General features: G+C 73.4%; 14 protein-coding genes and 3 pseudogenes. 8 read left to right on the forward strand and 9 right to left on the reverse strand.

Annotated features, from left to right (window positions below; translation table 11 throughout):
- Positions 1 to 188: 188 nt before the first annotated feature.
- Together KYY02_RS23390 and KYY02_RS23395 are read right to left on the reverse strand one after the other, a co-directional pair.
- A complete protein-coding gene (locus KYY02_RS23390) occupies positions 189 to 674 on the reverse strand; it encodes a ribose-5-phosphate isomerase (protein ID WP_371240972.1) in 486 nt (161 codons plus the stop codon).
- A 494-nt stretch (positions 675 to 1,168) separates the two neighbouring features.
- Complete coding sequence (locus KYY02_RS23395) at positions 1,169 to 1,753, reverse strand: biotin transporter BioY (RefSeq protein ID WP_371240974.1); 585 nt, start codon at positions 1,751 to 1,753, stop codon at positions 1,169 to 1,171.
- 440 nt (positions 1,754 to 2,193) lie between these two features.
- On the opposite strand from KYY02_RS23395, the gene KYY02_RS23400 reads away from it, so the two are divergent.
- Together KYY02_RS23400 and KYY02_RS23405 are read left to right on the forward strand one after the other, a co-directional pair.
- Positions 2,194 to 3,573, forward strand: a complete 1,380-nt coding sequence (locus tag KYY02_RS23400; RefSeq protein WP_371240977.1) for an amino acid permease — start codon at positions 2,194 to 2,196, stop codon at positions 3,571 to 3,573.
- Between the two features lie 231 nt (positions 3,574 to 3,804).
- Complete coding sequence (locus KYY02_RS23405) at positions 3,805 to 4,047, forward strand: hypothetical protein (protein ID WP_371240979.1); 243 nt, start codon at positions 3,805 to 3,807, stop codon at positions 4,045 to 4,047.
- 3 nt (positions 4,048 to 4,050) lie between these two features.
- Here the strand turns inward: KYY02_RS23405 and KYY02_RS23410 are convergent, their stop codons facing one another.
- On the reverse strand, positions 4,051 to 4,698 hold the full coding sequence (locus KYY02_RS23410; RefSeq protein WP_371240981.1) for a mycothiol-dependent nitroreductase Rv2466c family protein: 648 nt from the start codon (positions 4,696 to 4,698) through the stop codon (positions 4,051 to 4,053).
- A 138-nt stretch (positions 4,699 to 4,836) separates the two neighbouring features.
- On the opposite strand from KYY02_RS23410, the gene pepN reads away from it, so the two are divergent.
- Positions 4,837 to 7,416: an aminopeptidase N gene (pepN, locus tag KYY02_RS23415; protein ID WP_371240984.1), complete on the forward strand. Its 2,580-nt coding sequence runs from the start codon at positions 4,837 to 4,839 to the stop codon at positions 7,414 to 7,416.
- A gap of 421 nt (positions 7,417 to 7,837) precedes the next feature.
- Positions 7,838 to 8,887, forward strand: a pseudogene (locus KYY02_RS23420) (serine/threonine-protein kinase).
- Between the two features lie 323 nt (positions 8,888 to 9,210).
- On the opposite strand, the gene KYY02_RS23425 reads toward KYY02_RS23420, so the two are convergent.
- From KYY02_RS23425 to KYY02_RS23435, 3 genes are all read right to left on the reverse strand, one after another.
- Positions 9,211 to 10,152, reverse strand: a complete 942-nt coding sequence (locus KYY02_RS23425) for an AraC family transcriptional regulator (protein ID WP_371240986.1) — start codon at positions 10,150 to 10,152, stop codon at positions 9,211 to 9,213.
- A 33-nt stretch (positions 10,153 to 10,185) separates the two neighbouring features.
- On the reverse strand, positions 10,186 to 11,094 hold the full coding sequence (locus KYY02_RS23430; RefSeq protein ID WP_371241073.1) for a zinc-binding dehydrogenase: 909 nt from the start codon (positions 11,092 to 11,094) through the stop codon (positions 10,186 to 10,188).
- A gap of 113 nt (positions 11,095 to 11,207) precedes the next feature.
- A complete protein-coding gene (locus tag KYY02_RS23435; protein WP_371240988.1) occupies positions 11,208 to 11,639 on the reverse strand; it encodes an ATP-binding protein in 432 nt (143 codons plus the stop codon).
- Positions 11,640 to 11,842: 203 nt separating this feature from the next.
- Here KYY02_RS23435 and KYY02_RS23440 point away from each other — a divergent pair, with 203 nt between their 5' ends.
- Positions 11,843 to 12,724: a helix-turn-helix domain-containing protein gene (locus tag KYY02_RS23440; protein WP_371240991.1), complete on the forward strand. Its 882-nt coding sequence runs from the start codon at positions 11,843 to 11,845 to the stop codon at positions 12,722 to 12,724.
- Positions 12,725 to 12,727: 3 nt separating this feature from the next.
- Positions 12,728 to 12,925, forward strand: a complete 198-nt coding sequence (locus tag KYY02_RS23445) for a DUF397 domain-containing protein (RefSeq protein WP_371240993.1) — start codon at positions 12,728 to 12,730, stop codon at positions 12,923 to 12,925.
- Here KYY02_RS23445 and KYY02_RS23450 read toward each other — a convergent pair.
- A pseudogene (locus KYY02_RS23450) lies at positions 12,912 to 13,304 on the reverse strand (TIGR03767 family metallophosphoesterase); the annotation flags it as partial. The gene KYY02_RS23445 and the pseudogene KYY02_RS23450 overlap by 14 nt on opposite strands.
- Between KYY02_RS23450 and KYY02_RS23455 the strand changes: the two are divergent.
- Positions 13,260 to 13,439 carry a hypothetical protein gene (locus KYY02_RS23455; protein WP_371241077.1) on the forward strand — a complete coding sequence of 60 codons (180 nt, stop codon included), beginning with the start codon at positions 13,260 to 13,262 and terminating at the stop codon, positions 13,437 to 13,439. The pseudogene KYY02_RS23450 and the gene KYY02_RS23455 overlap by 45 nt on opposite strands.
- Positions 13,440 to 13,629: 190 nt before the next feature.
- The gene (locus KYY02_RS23460; protein ID WP_371240996.1) at positions 13,630 to 14,682 is read left to right on the forward strand and encodes a hypothetical protein; all 1,053 of its coding nucleotides are present in this window, start codon (positions 13,630 to 13,632) and stop codon (positions 14,680 to 14,682) included.
- A gap of 72 nt (positions 14,683 to 14,754) precedes the next feature.
- On the opposite strand, the gene KYY02_RS23465 is transcribed toward KYY02_RS23460, so the two are convergent.
- A complete protein-coding gene (locus KYY02_RS23465) occupies positions 14,755 to 16,518 on the reverse strand; it encodes a TIGR03767 family metallophosphoesterase (protein ID WP_371240998.1) in 1,764 nt (587 codons plus the stop codon).
- 222 nt (positions 16,519 to 16,740) lie between these two features.
- Positions 16,741 to 17,172 (reverse strand): annotated as a pseudogene (locus KYY02_RS23470) (NUDIX hydrolase).
- Between the last annotated feature and the right edge of the window lie 34 nt (positions 17,173 to 17,206).

The following is a 17,206-nucleotide window of genomic DNA, read 5'->3' on the forward strand; positions in this document are numbered from 1 at the left end:
GCTCGTGCCCACCGCCCGCCCGGCCCGGGCGGCGGCCCGGCTCGTTCCGGGGGCTCCGCGCCGGACTCCGGCGGGGACCGCGTCTCCCGGGCTCCGTCGGCACCTCGGCGAGCGGACCCGGTGGTGTGCGCCGCGGAGAGGGCGCCCTCCCCCCGAGCCCGTGCGTCGGGAGGAGGGCCCTGACGGCGTTACCGCTGCGGGTGGTGCGGGGGGATGGGCGGAAGGTCGCCCGTCGTCTCGTAGGCGGCGAGCATGTCGATCCGGCGGGTGTGGCGCTCGTCACCGGAGAACGGGGTGCTCAGGAAGGTCTCGACGAACTTCGTCGCCTCGTCCTGGGTGTGCATGCGCGCGCCCACCGCGATCACGTTGGCGTTGTTGTGCTGGCGGCCCAGTGCCGCCGTCTCCTCGCTCCACGCCAGGGCCGCCCGTACGCCCTCGACCTTGTTCGCGGCGATCTGCTCGCCGTTGCCGGAGCCGCCGATCACGATGCCGAGGGCGCCCTCCTCCGCGGCGGTCCGCTCGGCGGCGCGGAGGCAGAAGGGCGGGTAGTCGTCCTGGGCGTCGTAGATGTGCGGGCCGCAGTCGACGGGCTCGTGGCCCGCCGCCTCGAGCCACTGGACGAGGTGGTTCTTGAGTTCGTAGCCCGCATGGTCCGAGCCGAGATACACGCGCATGGTCCGAGTGTGACACGGGGGCAGGCGGGCAGGCGCGTGGGGTCGGCCGACGAGAACGTGAGCAGGGCTGCGCAACCCTGGAGAAGCCCGGGCAAAGATGGAGAACCAAAGGTTCCGCAATCCGTTCGCCTCCGTTTCGCCGGACCGGCTCGCAGACCTCTGCGGAGCGCAGCTCTCCCGGCGCAGAGGAGACCCCGCGGATCGCACTCGCACCCGGTCGAGCCACGACAGCCACCGGCACCTCGCCCGACACCCCGGCCGCCCCGCTGCCCTCGGTACCGACGACCGGCCGGCCCGGGGGACGGACGAACCGCCCGGGCCACCGAACAGTTCGCGGTGCCGGGAGCGGCCGTCGCCTCGATGCCCGCGGCCGGCGCGACCGCGCTGTGGTGGTCGTCCCGGCGGCGGCCCGAGACCCGGCGGGGCCGGCGGCACCACGCGAAGAGGCTCGCCGTCGATGCGACCGGCGAGCCTCTTTCCCACGGACCGTGCGGTCACCGCTTGTCGACGAACTTCCAGGCCGTCGGCAGCACGCCCATCGCCAGGGCCGCCTTCAGGGCGTCGCCGACGAGGAACGGAGTGAGGCCGGCCGCGATCGCGGCGGGGGCGGACATGCCGGTGGCGAGGGCCAGGTAGGGCACGCCGACGGCGTAGATGACCGCCGAGCCGAGCACCATGGTGCCCGCCGTGCGCCAGACGGAGCGGTCGGCGCCGCGACGGGCGAGCGCGCCCACGACGACGGAGGCCAGCAGCATGCCGAGGACGTAGCCGAAGGACGGCATGCCCAGGCCCGACTTGCCCTCCGCGAACCACGGCACGCCGGCCGCACCCACCAGCGCGTACACCGCCAGGGAGGCGAAGCCGCGGCGGGCGCCGAGGGCGGTGCCGACCAGGAGCGCCGCGAAGGTCTGGCCGGTCACCGGCACCGGGGAGCCGGGAACGGGCACCGCGATCTGGGCGGCGAGGCCGGTGAGCGCTGCGCCGCCGAGCACGAGCGCGGCACCCCGGACACGGGAGGCCGGGATGAGGTCCGCGAGGACCTGTCCGGATCGGGCGGACGTGACGGTGGCGGTGCTCATGGGGTCTCCGCGGGGTGAGGGCAGTTGGGGACACCGCGACGCTATACCGGTGTCCACGTGTCGATCACCGTCAGCGGTCGACAAAGGCGTCGCCGCGGACTTGGTGGGCTCCGGACAAAGGGCGGGGAGTCGAGGGACGCGAGGTGACACCGGTCACTGAGGTGACGTGGTTTCGCCAACACGCCGTCCGGGAACAGCGGCTGTGGGGATCCACCAAACGGGCCGGGCGGGCGCGCGGGCGCCGTCTCGTCCGCCGGTCAGGGGACAGCGCGCACCGCACACGGCCACCGGGCGACGACGGCTGCCGGACGCCCCGGAGAGCGGACTGTCACTCTCCGCACAGGACATGTCCACATGCTGGTCGGCCCCTTCGCGCACGCGGGGAGGCCGACCACACTGGGCGCCGTTTTTGCCCTCTCCCGCATTGGACGAGTCGCCCCATGTCCCGCACCACCGTCGAGACGTCTTCCGAGGTGGACGGCGTCTCCCTCGCGCACGGCCTGAAGCAGCGCCATCTGTCGATGATCGCCCTCGGCGGGGTGATCGGCGCCGGGCTGTTCGTCGGCTCCGGGGAGGCCATCGCCGCCGCCGGTCCGTCCGTCGTCGTCGCCTACGCCCTCTCCGGCCTCCTGGTGATGCTGGTGATGCGGATGCTGGGCGAGATGTCCGCCGCGTACCCGTCGTCGGGCTCCTTCTCGGCGCACGCCGAGCGGGCGATCGGCCCCTGGGCGGGGTTCACCGCCGGCTGGTCGTTCTGGGTGCTGCTGTGCACGGCGGTCGGCCTGGAGGGCATCGGGGCCGCGAGGATCGTCACCGGCTGGCTGCCGGGCACGCCCGCGTGGGCGTGGGTGGCGCTGTTCATGGTGGTCTTCTGCGGGACGAACCTGGCGGCGGTGAAGAACTTCGGCGAGTTCGAGTTCTGGTTCGCGGCCCTCAAGGTCGGTGCGATCTCCCTGTTCCTGGTGCTCGGCGTGCTGGCGATCGCCGGTGTGCTGCCGGGTGCGGACTCCCCCGGCGCCTCCCACCTCACCGACTTCCTCCCCAACGGCGGCGAGGGCCTGGTGATCGGCCTGCTCGCCTCCGTCTTCGCCTACGGCGGCCTGGAGACGGTGACCATCGCGGCGGCCGAGTCGCAGGACCCGGTCAACGGCGTGGCGGGCGCGGTCCGTACGGCGATGTGGCGGATCGCGCTGTTCTACGTCGGCTCGATGGCGGTCGTCGTCACCCTGGTCCCGTGGGACTCCCCGGCGGTGGTCGGGGACGGCCCGTACGTCGCCGCCCTGGACCGGCTCGGCATCCCGGGCGCCGGCCGGCTGATGGACGTCGTGATCCTGGTCGCGCTGCTGTCCGCGATGAACGCCAACATCTACGGCGCCTCGCGCATCGGCTACTCGCTGGTGGAGCGCGGGCAGGGCCCGAAGGCGCTCGGCCGGGTGTCGGGCGGGGTGCCGCGGATCGCCGTACTGGCCTCCTCGGCCTTCGGCTTCCTGTGCGTGCTGCTGAGCCACTGGCGGCCGGACGACGTCTTCGCCTGGCTGCTGAACACCGTCGGAGCGGTGATCCTGGTGGTCTGGATCTTCATCGCCGTCTCCCAGCTGCGGCTGCGCCGCCGGCTGGAGCGCGAGGCGCCGGAGCGGCTGAGGGTGCGGATGTGGGCGTTCCCCTGGCTGACCCGGCTGGCGCTGATCGGCATGGCGGCGGTCTTCGTCCTCATGGCCCGGGAGCCGGACACGCGGGTGCAGCTGTACTCGACGGGCGCGATGACGCTGCTCCTGGCGGCCGGGGGATACGCCTGGCAGCGGGCGCGCGCACGCGGCTGACGTGCGCCGCGACGGCCCTCGCGGGAAGGCGCGGGGGCCGTTCCGCGTACCGGGGGGCTCACGGACGGCTCTTTCCGTCGCCGGCGTGCCGTCGCAAGGGTGCCGCAATGAACACTCCACCTCATGATCGCCTTCTCACCGTTCACCCGGCAGGAGGAAAGAGGCGAGCCCCCGCGAGGACGTGACTCGCGGGGGCTTCCCGTATGCGGCGGTCCGGGTCATGGTTACGCAATGGCGACACACAGGACAACCATGGAGTTCTGCTGGACCTGCGACTCGGAACAGCCGCACCGCCGACTCGGCGAGGCGGAGGAGGACGCGCTCAAGGAGCGACTGGGCCGCGTGAGCGTGAGCGAGTTCCGGCTCTGCGTGAACGTGCTGGACCCGGACACCGGAAAGCAGTGCCGCAACCTGCGTACGGGCTGGGACAAGAAGCCCTTCACCCCGCCCATCAAGCTGCCCGTGATCGAGTGACCGTCACAGGTTGCTGAAGTCCGGCCCCTTCGTCCGGGAGCGCTTGATCTCGTAGAAGCCGGGGACGGAGGCCACCGCGAGGGTGCCGTCCCACAGGCGGGCGGCCTCTTCGCCCCGGGGTGCCGGGGTGACGACCGGGCCGAAGAAGGCGATCTCCTCACCGTCGGAGCCGGGGACCGCGATGACCGGGGTGCCGACCTCCTGGCCGACCTTCTCGATGCCCTCCTTGTGGGAGGCGCGCAGCTCGGGCTCGTACGGGGTGGAGTCCCAGTGCTCCATGAGGGACTCGGGCAGGCCGACGTCCTTCAGGGCGGCGGCGACCGTCTCCTTCCCCGGGCCCTCGCCCTGGTTGTGGATGCGGGTGCCGAGCGCGGTGTAGAGGTCGCCGAGCACCTCGGCGCCGTGCTCCTGCTGGGCCGCGATGACCACCCGGACCGGTCCCCAGGCCTTGACCTCCAGCATCTCGCGGTACTCGGCGGGGAGCTCGTCGAGCTTGTCCTCGTTGAGGACCGCGAGGCTCATCAGGTGCCAGCGGACCTCGATGTCCCGTACCTTCTCCACCTCACGCACCCAGCGGGAGGTCATCCAGGCCCAGGGACACAACGGGTCGAACCAGAAGTCGACGGGCGTGGCGGGAGACTTGTCCGACATGTCGCTCCTCAGGAGGGGGAAGTTTCGTCCGGGGGAACAACGTGAGCGGCCCCCGCCATTCCCGGGCGACCCGCGTCAGGGGCGCATGGCAGGATCGGTCCTGTTCATCCATGTCGACGACGCATGAGGAGTCCGTCCGTGCCCGGTGAGAATCTGACCCGTGACGAGGCCCGGGAGCGGGCAGCCCTGCTGTCCGTCGACGGGTACGAGGTGTCCCTGGACCTGCGTTCGGCGGTCGGCGGGCACGGCGGCGGGGAGCCGCGCACCTTCCGCTCCGTCACCACCGTCCGGTTCCGCTGCGCCGAACCGGGCGCGAGCAGCTTCGCGGACCTGATCGCGCCGAGCGTGACGGCCCTGTCCCTGAACGGGCGCGACCTCGACCCCGGCCAGGTCTTCGACGGCTCGCGGATCCTGCTGGAGGACCTGGCCGCCGAGAACGAACTCGTCGTCGACGCGCAGTGCGCCTACTCCCGCACCGGCGAGGGCCTGCACCGCTTCGTCGACCCCGAGGACGGCGAGGTGTACCTGTACACCCAGTACGAGCCGGCCGACTCCCGTCGGGTCTTCGCCAATTTCGAGCAGCCCGACCTCAAGGCGCCGTACCGCTTCGAGGTGCGCGCGCCCGAGGGCTGGACGGTGTGGAGCAACGGGGCCGGCGAACTCGCGGACGGGGTGTGGCGGTTCGCGGAGACCAAGCCGATCTCGACGTACATCACGTGCGTGGTGGCCGGCCCGTACCACTATGTGACCGACTCCTACGAGCGGGTCCTCGAGGACGGCACGCGGCTGGAGATCCCGCTCGGCGCGATGTGCCGCAAGGGTCTGGCCCCGCACTTCGACGCCGACGACGTGTTCCTGGTGACCAAGCAGGGCCTGGACTTCTTCCACGACCACTTCGACTACCCGTACCCGTTCGGCAAGTACGACCAGGCGTTCGTGCCCGAGTACAACCTGGGCGCGATGGAGAACCCGGGGATGGTGACCTTCCGGGAGGAGTTCATCTTCCGGGGCAAGGTGACGCGGGCGTCGTACGAGGGCCGGGCCAACGTCATCCTGCACGAGATGGCGCACATGTGGTTCGGCGACCTGGTCACCATGGAGTGGTGGGACGACCTGTGGCTGAAGGAGTCCTTCGCGGACTTCATGGGCACCTTCGCCAATGTCGGCGCGACCCGGTTCAAGGACGCCTGGATCACCTTCGCCAACCGCCGCAAGGCGTGGGCGTACCGCGCCGACCAGCTCCCCTCCACGCACCCGATCACCGCCGACATCCGCGACCTGCAGGACGCCAAGCTCAACTTCGACGGCATCACGTACGCCAAGGGCGCCTCCGTGCTCAAGCAGCTGGTGGCGTACGTCGGTCAGGACGCGTTCCTGGAGGGCGCGCGGCGCTACTTCAAGCGGCACGCGTACGGCAACACGCGCCTCGGCGACCTGCTGTCGGTGCTGGAGGAGACCAGCGGGCGGGACATGGCGGCGTGGGCGCGGTCCTGGCTCCAGACGGCCGGGGTCAACGCGCTGACCCCGCAGGTGCTGCTCACCACCGACGGGCGGATCGACGAGCTGGCGGTGGTGCAGGATGCGGCTGAATCGCATCCCGAACTGCGTCCGCACCGGGTGGCGGTCGGTCTGTACCGGCGGGGCGGGGACGGCGCGCTGGAGCGGTACGCGCGGGCCGAGGCGGACGTCGGCGGTGCGCGGACGGTCGTCGCGGAGCTGGCCGGGCAGCAGGCGCCGGAGCTGGTGCTGGTCAACGACGACGACCTGACGTACTGCAAGACCCGGTTCGACACGACCTCGCTGGCCACGCTGCGGGACGGGCTCGGTGACCTGACCGACCCGCTGGCCCGCGCGCTGTGCTGGTCGGCGCTGTGGAACATGACGCGGGACGCGCTGCTGCCCGCGCGGGACTTCATCGGCCTGGTGCTGCGGTTCGCGGGGCGGGAGTCGGACATCGGCGTGCTGCAGATGCTGCACGCCTGGGCCGACTCGGCGCTGACCCACTACGCGGTCCCCGCCTGGCGGGAGACCGGCGGCCGGCTGCTGGCCGAGGGCGCGCTGCGGGAGCTGCGGGCGGCGGCCCCGGGCAGTGAGCCCCAGCTGGCGTGGGCGCGCTTCTTCGCGGCGGTGGCCGCCGGCGAGGCGGACCTCGCGCTGCTGCGCGGGCTGCTGGACGGCACCGAGAAGATCGACGGCCTGGAGGTGGACCAGGAGCTGCGCTGGGCGTTCCTGGAGCCGCTGGCGGCGCACGGCGCGGCGGACGAGACGGTGCTCGCCGCGGAGCTGGCCCGGGACGACACCGCGTCCGGCAAGCGCCACCAGGTGCGGTGCCTGGCCGCCCGGCCCTCGGCGGCGGTGAAGGCGCAGGCGTGGGCGCAGGTGGTGGAGTCGGACGCGCTGTCCAACGCCCTCGTCGAGGCGACGATCGCGGGCTTCGCGCAGCCGTCGCAGCGGGAGCTGACCGCGCCGTACGCGGAGAAGTACTTCGCGGCGATCGAGCGGGTGTGGAGCGAGCGGTCGATCCAGATCGGCATGGACGTGGTGCGGGGGCTGTTCCCCGGCCTCCAGGACTCGCCGGAGACGCTGGCGGCCACGGACGCGTGGCTGGCGGCCCACGAGGACGCCGCGCCCGCGCTGCGCCGGCTGGTGCTGGAGGCGCGGGACGACCTGAGCAGGGCGCTGCGCGGGCAGGCCTGCGACGGGGCCGCCGCCGGGTGACGTGTCGCGGTCCGCGGGCGTGCCGGGCCGCGCCGTGGTGCGCGGACGTGCCGGGCCGCGCCGCGCGGAGGGGTGCCGCGCCGCGCTCCGAGGGCGTACCGGCCGTGGTCCGCAGAGGCGCCGGGGCACGGCACTGTGGCCCGCGGACGTGCGCGCCGTGGTGCGCAGAGGCGCCGCGCCGGGGTCCGCGGACGCGCCGCGCCGCGTCGGGACCGCGCGCGACGGCGGCCTGTTCGGGCACGCTGCCGGGACCACCCGTTACACAGCCGGTGCGACCCGTCCCGTGACCCCTGGCCCGCACGTCGGCGGCCAGGGGTTTCCGGCGTCCGAACAGGTGTGCCGAGGAGCCGTCCTGTCCGGATTCGGTGGCGGTCTTGTCACAGGGGTCAGAGGCGGGCCCGGATGCGGGATATTTCGGGTCATGACGCACAACACCACGCTCTCGCCCCGCCCTTCGCACCACCTGGTCGCCGGCCCGGGGCGTGTCGTGACCACCGCCCAGCTCCGCGTGCACGGCGTCACGGCCGCCGGGACCGACGAGTGGTGCCGGCCCGGCGGGCCCTGGCAGCGGCTGCTGCCCGGCGTCGTCCTGCTCCGCTCCGGCCCGCCGACCGCCGACCGCCGAGGAACGGCTGCGCGCCGTGCTGCTGTACGCGGCGCCGCAGCGGACCTCGGGCGGGGTGCCGGTACAGCCCGGTCGCGAAGAGGCCGGTGCCGAGCGGTCCCAGGCGATGATCACCGGGCTGGCCGCGCTGGCCCTGCACGGTGTCGCCGGCGCTCCCCCGCTGCCGTCCCTGGACGCCATCGACGTCCTGGTGCCCCGGCAGTGCCGGCTGCGGTCGGCCGGCTGGGCGCGGATCGTCCGCGCGACCGCGCCGCCGGAGCCGGAGCCGGAGACCGTCACCGGCGTGCCCGTGGCGCCGGTCGCCCGCGCCCTGGCCGACGCGGTGGCGGTGCTGTCCGACGCGGGGTCCGTGCACCGCCTGCTACCGAGGCGGTGCGCGGCGGGCACTGCGAGCCGGCGGCGGTGGTACGGGAGTTGCGCCGGGCGCGGCTGCTGAGCCGGCCGCACGTGGTGGACGCGGTGGAGTCGCTGGTGGCCGAGGGGCAGGCGATCACGGAGGACCGGCTGTACCGGATGGTGCGCGAGTACGGCCTGCCGGACCCGGTCTGGAACGTCGACCTGCGCCTGCCCGGCGGCACCCGCCTCGGCGGGCTGGACGCCTACTGGCCGGACCACGCGGTCGCGGTGGAACTGGACACCCGCGGCCACCGGCAGGGCGACGACGCGTCGGCCTCCCGGTTCGCCCGCAAGCGCGAGCGGCTGGAGCGGCTGGGCGTCACCGTCATCCACCTCACCCCGCGGGGGCTGCGGGACCGTCCGGAGCAGCAGGCGGTGGTGGTGCGTACGGCGCTGATGGCGGCGGGCGACCGGGAGCCCGCCGCGTACCTCGTGGTGCTGCCGCGGTAGGGGGTGTCCACCGCTCCGGTGGAGGTCAGTCCGCCGGAGCGGGAGCGGTCCGGTCGAGGCACTGGTCGCCGTTCATGAAGGCGTGGACGGTGGCTCCCTGGTCCGCCGTGTTGTGCATGGCCGGACCGGTGGGCTGTGCCGCGGGTCCGGGCGTGCGGACCTCGACGCGGTGGCCGTCGCCGGCCCCGACGGGCCGTGGGCGTCACCGCCGATGTGGACGGAACGGTGGGTGGGGCGGGACGGCGCGGCCGTGTTCACCGTGCAGCGGGGCACGCAACACGCGCACGGGGCGCCGGGAGCGGATGGCACCTTGGGGTGAAGCGTCATCCGTTCCCGGAGGACCCGTCGGTGCGGCGGGAGCGGGAACGGTACGCGCCCGGCGGCATGCCCCGGGCGCGTCGGAAGGCGCGACTGAAGGCGTGCGGGGAGGCGTAGCCGACGGCCCCGGAGATCGACTCGACCGGCTCATCGGTGTCGCGGAGCCGGACGGAGGCCAGGTCGACGCGCCACTGGGTCACGTACGCGCCCGGCGTCTGTCCGAGGGCGGCCCGGAACCGCCGGGACAGCGTCGCCCGGGAGACGCTCGCCGCGGCGGCCAGGGTCTCCGTCGTCCAGGGGTGTTCCGGCCGGGCGTGGACGTGCGCCAGGGCGTCGCGCACGACCGGGTCGCGCATCGCGCCCAGCCATGAACCGGACCGCTCCTCCGGATGGCGGGCCAGCCAGGCGCGTACGAACTGGACGAGCAGCAGGTCGACGATGCTGTTGACTGCGGCGGCGGTGCCGATCCGGGGCTGCGCGAGCTCGGCCGTGAGGAGTTCGACCGTCCTTCCGAACTGTGCGTTCTGGTCGGCTGTGACGTGCATCGGCCGAGCGAGGGAGGTCAACACCGGGGTGCTCACCTCCGGGTCCTGCTCGTAGTGCAGGACGATCACTTCCGTCTCCACCGGCGCCGAGCCCAGCCGCAGGGCCCGGCCGTCGCCGAACGCCCGGGCCGCCGCCTCACGGTCGCAGGAACCCATCGTCACGCCGGCGGCGCCCGCTATCCCGTGGGCGGTGCCCGGCGACACCAGAACGGCGTCTCCGGCCCGCACCTGGAGCGGTTCCTCGCCGGTGGCGTGGAGCCAGACCGTGCCGCGGGCAACCACGTGCAGTGCGGCTCCCGGGTAGGAGTCCAGCCACACGCCCCAGGTTCCTCCGGCCTTCAGCACGATCCCGAGCGCTCCCCGCGCCCCCGAGACCCGCAAGACCTCCGCCAGCATGTCCATGGACCCATTCTCGTCCGCCGCCGCAGCGGAGCTTCAGGTCACGTCGAGGACGATCTTCCCGTGCACCTTCCGCGCGAACAGCGCCCGCACGGCGTCGTCCACGTCCCGCCAGTCACCGCGCCGTCCGACCGGTGCCGAGAGCCTTCCGGCGGCCATGAGGCCCAGCAGGTCCGTCAGTTCTCCGCCGGTCGGCGTCATGTCGCCGTAGGTGGCGATACGGCGGGGTTCGCCGAAGCCGAACAGGGTGCCCGCCGGGAACGTGGTGTCCTGCCCCGAGGAGTAGCCGACCAGGTGGATGGTGCCGCCCTCGGCGAGGGCGCCCCACGCCTGGGCGACCAGCGGCCCGCCGACCGTGTCCAGGACGAGGTCGAACCGGCGCTCGGTCCCGGCCAGGTCGGTCAGGACCTCCTCGGCGCCGAGTTCGCGGAGGCCGGCGGCCCGCTCCGGCGAACCCACCAGTGCCGTCACCCGGGCGCCCGCCAGCGCCGCCAACTGGACGGCGAAGTGCCCCACGCCCCCGCTGGCGCCGGTGACCAGGACGTCACGCGCCAGCAGGGAACGCGAGCGCAGCACCCGCAGCGCGGTGACCCCGGCGATCCCCAGCGCGGCGGCGCCGGCCAGTTCCACGCCCTCGGGGACGGTGCCGAGCGAGGCGGGGCCGACCGCCACCCGCTCCGCCCACGCGTGCGGAGCCATCCCCACCGCGACGCGCGTGCCTTCGGGCGGACCCGCACCGTCGGACGCGGCGCGCACCACGACGCCGGCCGCGTCGTGCCCGTGCACAGCGCCGGCCGGCCACTGGTCCACGTAGTTCAGCTCTCCGAAGTTGAGAGCGATGTGCCGTACCTCCACCAGCGCCTCACCGGCGGACGGCACGGGTTCGTCGACATCGGCGAACCGGACGGGTCCGGCCTCGCCGTGAGCGACCACAAGGGCGCGCATAGGGTGTGCTTCCTTCTCTCGGGACAGCGCCGGAACACTCGGCTCGGGAAAACCCTCGCGCAGGACCGGGACGGCGACCAGTCCCGTGCGGATCGATCTGTTGACGATCTGTGTCATCCCCTGGGGGGCCTCACCGGCACCAGCAGCGCGCGCACCGTCTTGCCGACCTCCGCGCGCGGGAACCACTCCAGCCGCGTCGCCAGCCGTGCGACGACCAGCAGACCCCGTCCGCCCTCGCCCTCCGGTTCCTCCTTCACCTCCGGGAACACCCGCACCGGGTCCGACACGTCGACGACCAGCACACCGGTCTCCAGTTCCCGCAGGCGCACCCACAGTTCGTGTCCGGGCAGCCGCCCGTGCCGTACGGCGTTGGCGACCAGCTCCGAGGTGACCAGCACGGCGTCGTCGACCTCCCCGGCCCACGACCACATCGTCAGCCGCCGGCGGACGTGGAGACGGGCGAGGCGAACCGTGCGGGGGGGGGTCATGGGGTAGCCCATGGACCAGTCGTGGACGAGGGTGGTGGAGGGCTGTGGGTCGGGCATGGGATCCCCTTCCGGGAGCGAGCTGTCCCCTCACGGTGACGGGATCGGCCAATGGACATCAATCGAAAACCGTCTGATTAATCAGTCGGAAGCGAGATGGACTACGCCGATTCCCGCGCGACCGCCTGCGCGCACCGCGCACGCGGTGTCACACTCTGTGCACAGCTACAGGCACGACGTGCTGGAGCACGAAGGGGGTGCGCATGGCGGCCAAGCGCGGGCGGACGGCCCAGCGGCTGGAACTGGGACTGCAACTGCGCCAGTTGCGCGAGAACTGCGGCCGGAGCGACCGGGGCGGGGGCCTGACCCGCAGACAGGCGGTCGTGGGCCTGCGGATCTCCGAGGCCTCCCTGCAACGGATCGAGTCGGGTTCCCTGAACTTCCGCAACGTCGGGGACCTGCGCAAGCTGCTGGACAAGTACGGCGTCACCGACGAGGAGGTCGTCGAGTCGCTGATCAGCCTCAACCGGGAGTCCAATCAGCAGGACTGGCTGACCCAGTACCGAGGGCTCATGCCCGCGGGGATGCCGGGCTTCGTCGGGCTCGAACCGGAGGCCCAGGCCATGAAGGCGTACCACCCGACACTGGTGTACGGCCTGCTTCAGACCGAGCGCTACGCACGCGCCGTCCACGACGTGCAGAAGTCGATCGAGGAGTACACGACGGAGTTCATCCGAAGCAGCGTGGAGCTACGGATGAGACGCCAGGAGGTGCTGACCCGGGAAAAGCCCGTCAGGCTGCACGTCATCCTGGGGGAAGCCGCCCTGCGCTGGCCGATCGGGGGCACCGACGTCATGCGCGAGCAGTTCGGGCGGATCGAGGAGATGTCCACATGGGACCACGTCACCATTCAGGTACTGCCGTTCCGCCCCAGTTACCGCTCGGTCAACGACTTCGCGATCCTCGACTTCGGCGGTGACTTTCCGCCGCGCGTCCAGGCCGACAGCGCCTGGGGGTCCGTGTCGACGTCGGACAAGCCACGTGAAGTCGACCGGTTTCAGCGTCGGTTCGACGCCATGACAGCATCAGCGTTGTCTCCCGAGGACACCCCCGATTTCCTCCGCCGACTAGAACGGGAGTTGTGACCCATGACCACACCCGAACACGCCTGGTTCAAGTCCTCCTACAGCGACGCGGGCCAGAACTGCCTGGAGGCGGCCCTCCTCCCCTCCGCCATAGCCCTCCGGGACTCCAAGCACTCCGCCGGCCCCGTCCTCCACCTCTCCCCCACCGCCTGGCGCCCCTTCCTCGCGCACCTCGCCGAGCGCGGCGCTACCCCTTCCTGAGCAGCAGCTCCGTGTTCCGGTCGTCCGCGTCGCCCGCCAGGTCGGTGCGGGCGCCGGGGGCGTTGAGGGAGAGTTCGCGGTAGAGGGCCGCCAGGCCGGTCCGGGACAGGTCGGTGAAGTCGGTGCGCGGGACGGGGCGGCGGATTCGACGAAGGTGGTGAACAGGGACAGCGTGCCGTCCCTGTTGTCCACACAGCTCGATGACGCGGGCGAGCTGGGGGAAGTCGACGTGGGAGGCGGTGGAGATCTCCCAGAAGGCACCGCCGTCGGCACCCTCGTGCGAAGTGATGGCGTTGCGGTGGATGTGTCCGTTGCCCCAGGCCACCACGTTGCGGTGGCGGCCGAGCAGGGCGACGACGTCGGCGCCGGTGTGGCGCTGGAGGCGACGGACGCGTGGCTCACCTCCCACGAGGACGCGGCCCCCGCCCTGCGCCGCCTGGTCCTGGAGTCCCGCGACGACCTGGCCCGTGCCCTGCGCGGGCAGGCCTGCGACGCGGCCGCCGCCGGTCGCTGAGGGACGGATCCGGTCCTCGTCCGGGCGTTCCGGCATCGTTACGGAACACCCGTGACCCCTGGTCCGCACCCGGACGGACCAGGGGTTCCCGGCATCCGAACACACGTCCCCGAACGCTGCCTTGTCCTCGTTTGTCGACGAGCGTGTAACAAGGGTTCGGAAACCGGCCCGAGGCGGGAAATTGCCGGTCATGAACCACAACACCCCGCTCTCCCCCCGCCCCCTGCACCACCTCTCCACCGGCGCCGGGCGCCGGGTGCTGACCCACGCGCAGCTGCGCGCCCACGGCGTCTCCGCCGCGAGGGCCGGCGAGCAGTGCCGCCCCGGCGGCCCCTGGCAGCAGCTGCTCCCGGGCGTCGTCCTGCTCCACCCCGGCTCGCCGACCAGCGAGGAGCGGCTGCACGCGGTGCTGATGTACGCGGCACGGGAGCGGACCGCGGGCGTCCCCGTCCAGCCCGGTACGGAGAGCCCTCCCGCGTCCGCCTACGGAGAGGCGATGATCACCGGACTGGCCGCGCTGACCCTGCACGGTTTCCCGTCCGCTCCCCCGCTGCCGTCCCTGGAGGTCTTCGACGTCCTGGTCCCGCAGCCGCGCCGACTGCGCTCGACGGGCTGCGCCCGTATCGTCCGCGCCCCCGACCTGCCCGTCCCGGACCAGGTCACGGGTCTGCCGGTGGCCCCGGTCCCGCGTGCGCTGGCCGACGCCGTGGCGGTCCTCCGGGACGCGGGCACGGTGTGCCGGCTGCTCACGGAGGCGGTGCGCGGCGGCTTCTGCGATCCGGCGGCGGCGGTGCGCGAGCTGACCGCCGCGAAGCTGCTGAACCGGCCGCACGTGGTGGACGCGGTGGACTCGCTGCTGGCCGAGGGGCGGACGCTGGCGGAGGCCCGGCTGTACCGGATGGTGCGCGACCACGGCCTGCCCGACCCGTGCTGGAACGTCGGCCTGCGGCTGCCGGGCGGACCTCACCTCGGCGGCGTGGACGCGTACTGGCCGGAGCACGCGGTGGCGGTGGAGCTGGACACCCGCGCGCCGCGCCCGGGCCGGCGGCCCGACGACGAGGCCGAGTGGTCGGAGTACGCCCGCAAACGCGAGCACCTGGAGCGCCTCGGCATCACGGTCGTCCACATCACCCCGCGCAAGCTGCGGGACGCGGCGGAGCAGCAGGCGGCGGTGGTCCGCACGGCGCTGATCGCCTCGGCCGACCGCGACCCGACGGCGTGCGTCGTGGTGCTGCCCCGGTAGGGGGCCGGGGCGGCGTCGTCAGGAGGGGAGGGGAGGGGCCGCCGGACGGCCCCTCCCCGTGCGTGCGCCGGGTCAGCGTTTCCTCAGCACCAGCTCGGTGTTGCGGTCCCCCGGATCGCCGGCCAGGTCCGTGCGGGAGCCGGGGGCGTTGAAGGAGAGTTCGCGGTAGAGGGCGGCCAGGCCGGTCTGGGAAAGGTCGGTGAAGTCCGTGCGGTGCGGGGCCGAGGACTCGACGAGGGTGGTGAAGAGCGAGAGCGTGCCGTCCTCGTTGTCCGCCAGCTCGACGACCCGGGCCAGTTGGGGGAAGTCGACGTGGGAGGCGGTGGAGATCTCCCAGAAGGCGCCGCCGGAACCGGTGTGCGGGGTGATCGCGTTGCGGTGGATGTGACCGTTGACCCACGCGACCACGTTGCGGTGCCGGCCGAGGAGCGCGACGACCTCCTCGCCGGTGTGGCGCCGCTCGTCGGGGCGGGCCGGGTCGCGGTGGGTGTTGTTCATCGACGTGCTCGTGTGGTGGCTGAACACGATGGCGTACGCGTCCCGGTTCTCGGTGAGCGTCCGCTCCAGCCAGCGCAGCTGGGCCGTGCCGAGGGAGCCGTTGTAGTGGCCGCCCGGGTCGGTGGTGTCGAGGCTGATGCCGAGGACGTCGTCGGCGATGCGGAAGGCGTAGTACTGGGTGCCCGCGTCGAGGTTCTCCGCGGAGTAGCCGTGGCCCGCCGGGCCGACACCGCGGTACGCCGGGTCCAGGTGCGCCCGGAGGTACTCGGCGGGGGTGAAGGGGGCGCGTCTCTCGTCGGGGGTGACGGAGCGCATGGAGCGGGCGTGAGCCGCCAGGAAGTCGCCGTACCGCACACCCCTGGGGTCCGTGGCCTTCCTGATGGTCTGCTGGAGCCGGTGCGCCTCGGCCGCCGGCAGGTCCATCAGCTTCCGCCCGCCGGCCGCCAGTTCGGTGAGGCGGGGGTCGCCGTGGGAGGCGTAGCAGCCGAGCGGCATCGAGTCGTGGTTGCCTACGGTGGAGTACCAGGGCAGGTTGAGGCCGGGGCTGTTCACCTCGCGGACGGCCGCCGCGAGGAAGCCGTCCAGGTGCGGGAAGCCGAGCCGCTTGTCGGCGTCGCGCAGTGTGGTGTCGGGGTGCCAGTACTGCTCCAGACCGCTGTTCTGCACTCCCTCGTAGTGGCGCGGGTCCCCGGTGTTGGGGGTGACCCGGCCCCCGCTCATCACCGTGAGGAACCACTCCAGTTCCGAACGGCAGTTGTTGTCCGTGTTGTCGCCGGTGGTCATCGCGAAGTGCAGCGGCGACCCGGTGACGGGGGCGCCGCGCAGCGCGTTGACCCGCTCCACGAGGGCGACCGCGCCCTGGACGGTCAGCGCCTCCTGGGGCCGCCAGGCGTGGACGTCCGCCGAGCGCAGGTACTCCAGGCGCAGCGGATGCTGGGTGTCGATGATGTGGAGGTCGGTGAGCTGCACGAACGCGGCGAGGGCGGTACGGCGGTCGGCCCGGCCGGACTGTGCCCCGGCCAGTTCGCCGCGGACCACGCGGCCCCAGCCCGGCCCCTCGGCGAGGCGCCGATAGCCCGCGCCGCGGCGCGGGGCCGCCGATGCGGCGACGGTGGTGCCGCGGGTGTACGGGGCGAGCGGGGCGGCCGGCGCCTGACGGGAGGAGGCGAGCACGGTCTCCTCCGTGCCGGAACCGGAGCCCGCCGCGGCGGAGGACCGGCCCTCGCCGGGCCACAGCGCGTAGGCGGCGCCGGCGGAGAGGGCCGCCGCTCCGCCGGCGGCGAGGAGGGAACGGCGGTGGAGTCCAGTGGAGCCGGCGACTGAGCGTATGCGCGACATGGCGCTTGTCTCCCCGGGTGCGAACGCGTCGGCAGTGGTCGCGGGGCGCTCGCCGGGCGACCGTCCCGCTCGTACTGGATGCTCGGCACCGGGGGTGACCCGGGCGTGAACGAGGCGGCAACGCGCGACGCCGATCGCCGTACGTCGGTCCCGGACCGCTCGCGGACCGCCGCAGGCGTCGCCGACCGCTCCCGCACCGGCCGGGGGGCGGTCACGCCGCGTTCATCTCACGGGGCAGGCCCCGGCTCCCGGCGGTCCCCGTCCGGCCGCCGGGCGTTCCCGCCACGGTCGCAGCCCGATGTCGACCGTGCGGACGGGGACCGGGTCCGGGACGGCGCCAGGGGATGCCAGGCGGCGAGGCCGGTGGAGCCGCCGGTCTCGTCGCACAGGTCGCCGCCGGTGATCCGGCCCTCATGGACCAGCCGTACGCCGTGGTGGTGCACGGAGCGGCCGAACCGGGCGGGGAGGGCACGACGGACGGAGTGCAGGCCGGGCAGCCCGGTGACCTCGATGCGGTGGCCGGTCCCCTCCTCGACCTCCCGCCGCACGGTGCCGCAGGGGTCCTCGCCGTGCTCCATGCCCCGTCCGGCAGCACCCACTCGGGGACGCCGCCGGGCCCGGTGACCGGGCGAGCAGGAACCGTCCGTCGCGCACCACCACGGCGCAGGCCGCCGCCCTCGGGTTCCGT

Origin of the sequence: Streptomyces pimonensis, from assembly GCF_041380215.1 — a bacterium.
GTDB lineage: Bacteria > Actinomycetota > Actinomycetes > Streptomycetales > Streptomycetaceae > Streptomyces > Streptomyces pimonensis.

Excerpts from the sequence above, each read along its gene's own strand:
- KYY02_RS23390 (WP_371240972.1), bottom strand. The coding sequence starts at position 674 with ATGCGCGTGTATCTCGGCTCGGACCATGCGGGCTACGAACTCAAGAAC.
- KYY02_RS23395 (WP_371240974.1), bottom strand. The coding sequence starts at position 1,753 with ATGAGCACCGCCACCGTCACGTCCGCCCGATCCGGACAGGTCCTCGCG.
- KYY02_RS23400 (WP_371240977.1), top strand. The coding sequence starts at position 2,194 with ATGTCCCGCACCACCGTCGAGACGTCTTCCGAGGTGGACGGCGTCTCC.
- KYY02_RS23405 (WP_371240979.1), top strand. The coding sequence starts at position 3,805 with ATGGCGACACACAGGACAACCATGGAGTTCTGCTGGACCTGCGACTCG.
- KYY02_RS23410 (WP_371240981.1), bottom strand. The coding sequence starts at position 4,698 with ATGTCGGACAAGTCTCCCGCCACGCCCGTCGACTTCTGGTTCGACCCG.
- KYY02_RS23425 (WP_371240986.1), bottom strand. The coding sequence starts at position 10,152 with ATGGACATGCTGGCGGAGGTCTTGCGGGTCTCGGGGGCGCGGGGAGCG.
- KYY02_RS23430 (WP_371241073.1), bottom strand. The coding sequence starts at position 11,094 with ATGCGCGCCCTTGTGGTCGCTCACGGCGAGGCCGGACCCGTCCGGTTC.
- KYY02_RS23435 (WP_371240988.1), bottom strand. The coding sequence starts at position 11,639 with ATGCCCGACCCACAGCCCTCCACCACCCTCGTCCACGACTGGTCCATG.
- KYY02_RS23440 (WP_371240991.1), top strand. The coding sequence starts at position 11,843 with ATGGCGGCCAAGCGCGGGCGGACGGCCCAGCGGCTGGAACTGGGACTG.
- KYY02_RS23445 (WP_371240993.1), top strand. The coding sequence starts at position 12,728 with ATGACCACACCCGAACACGCCTGGTTCAAGTCCTCCTACAGCGACGCG.
- KYY02_RS23460 (WP_371240996.1), top strand. The coding sequence starts at position 13,630 with ATGAACCACAACACCCCGCTCTCCCCCCGCCCCCTGCACCACCTCTCC.
- KYY02_RS23465 (WP_371240998.1), bottom strand. The coding sequence starts at position 16,518 with ATGTCGCGCATACGCTCAGTCGCCGGCTCCACTGGACTCCACCGCCGT.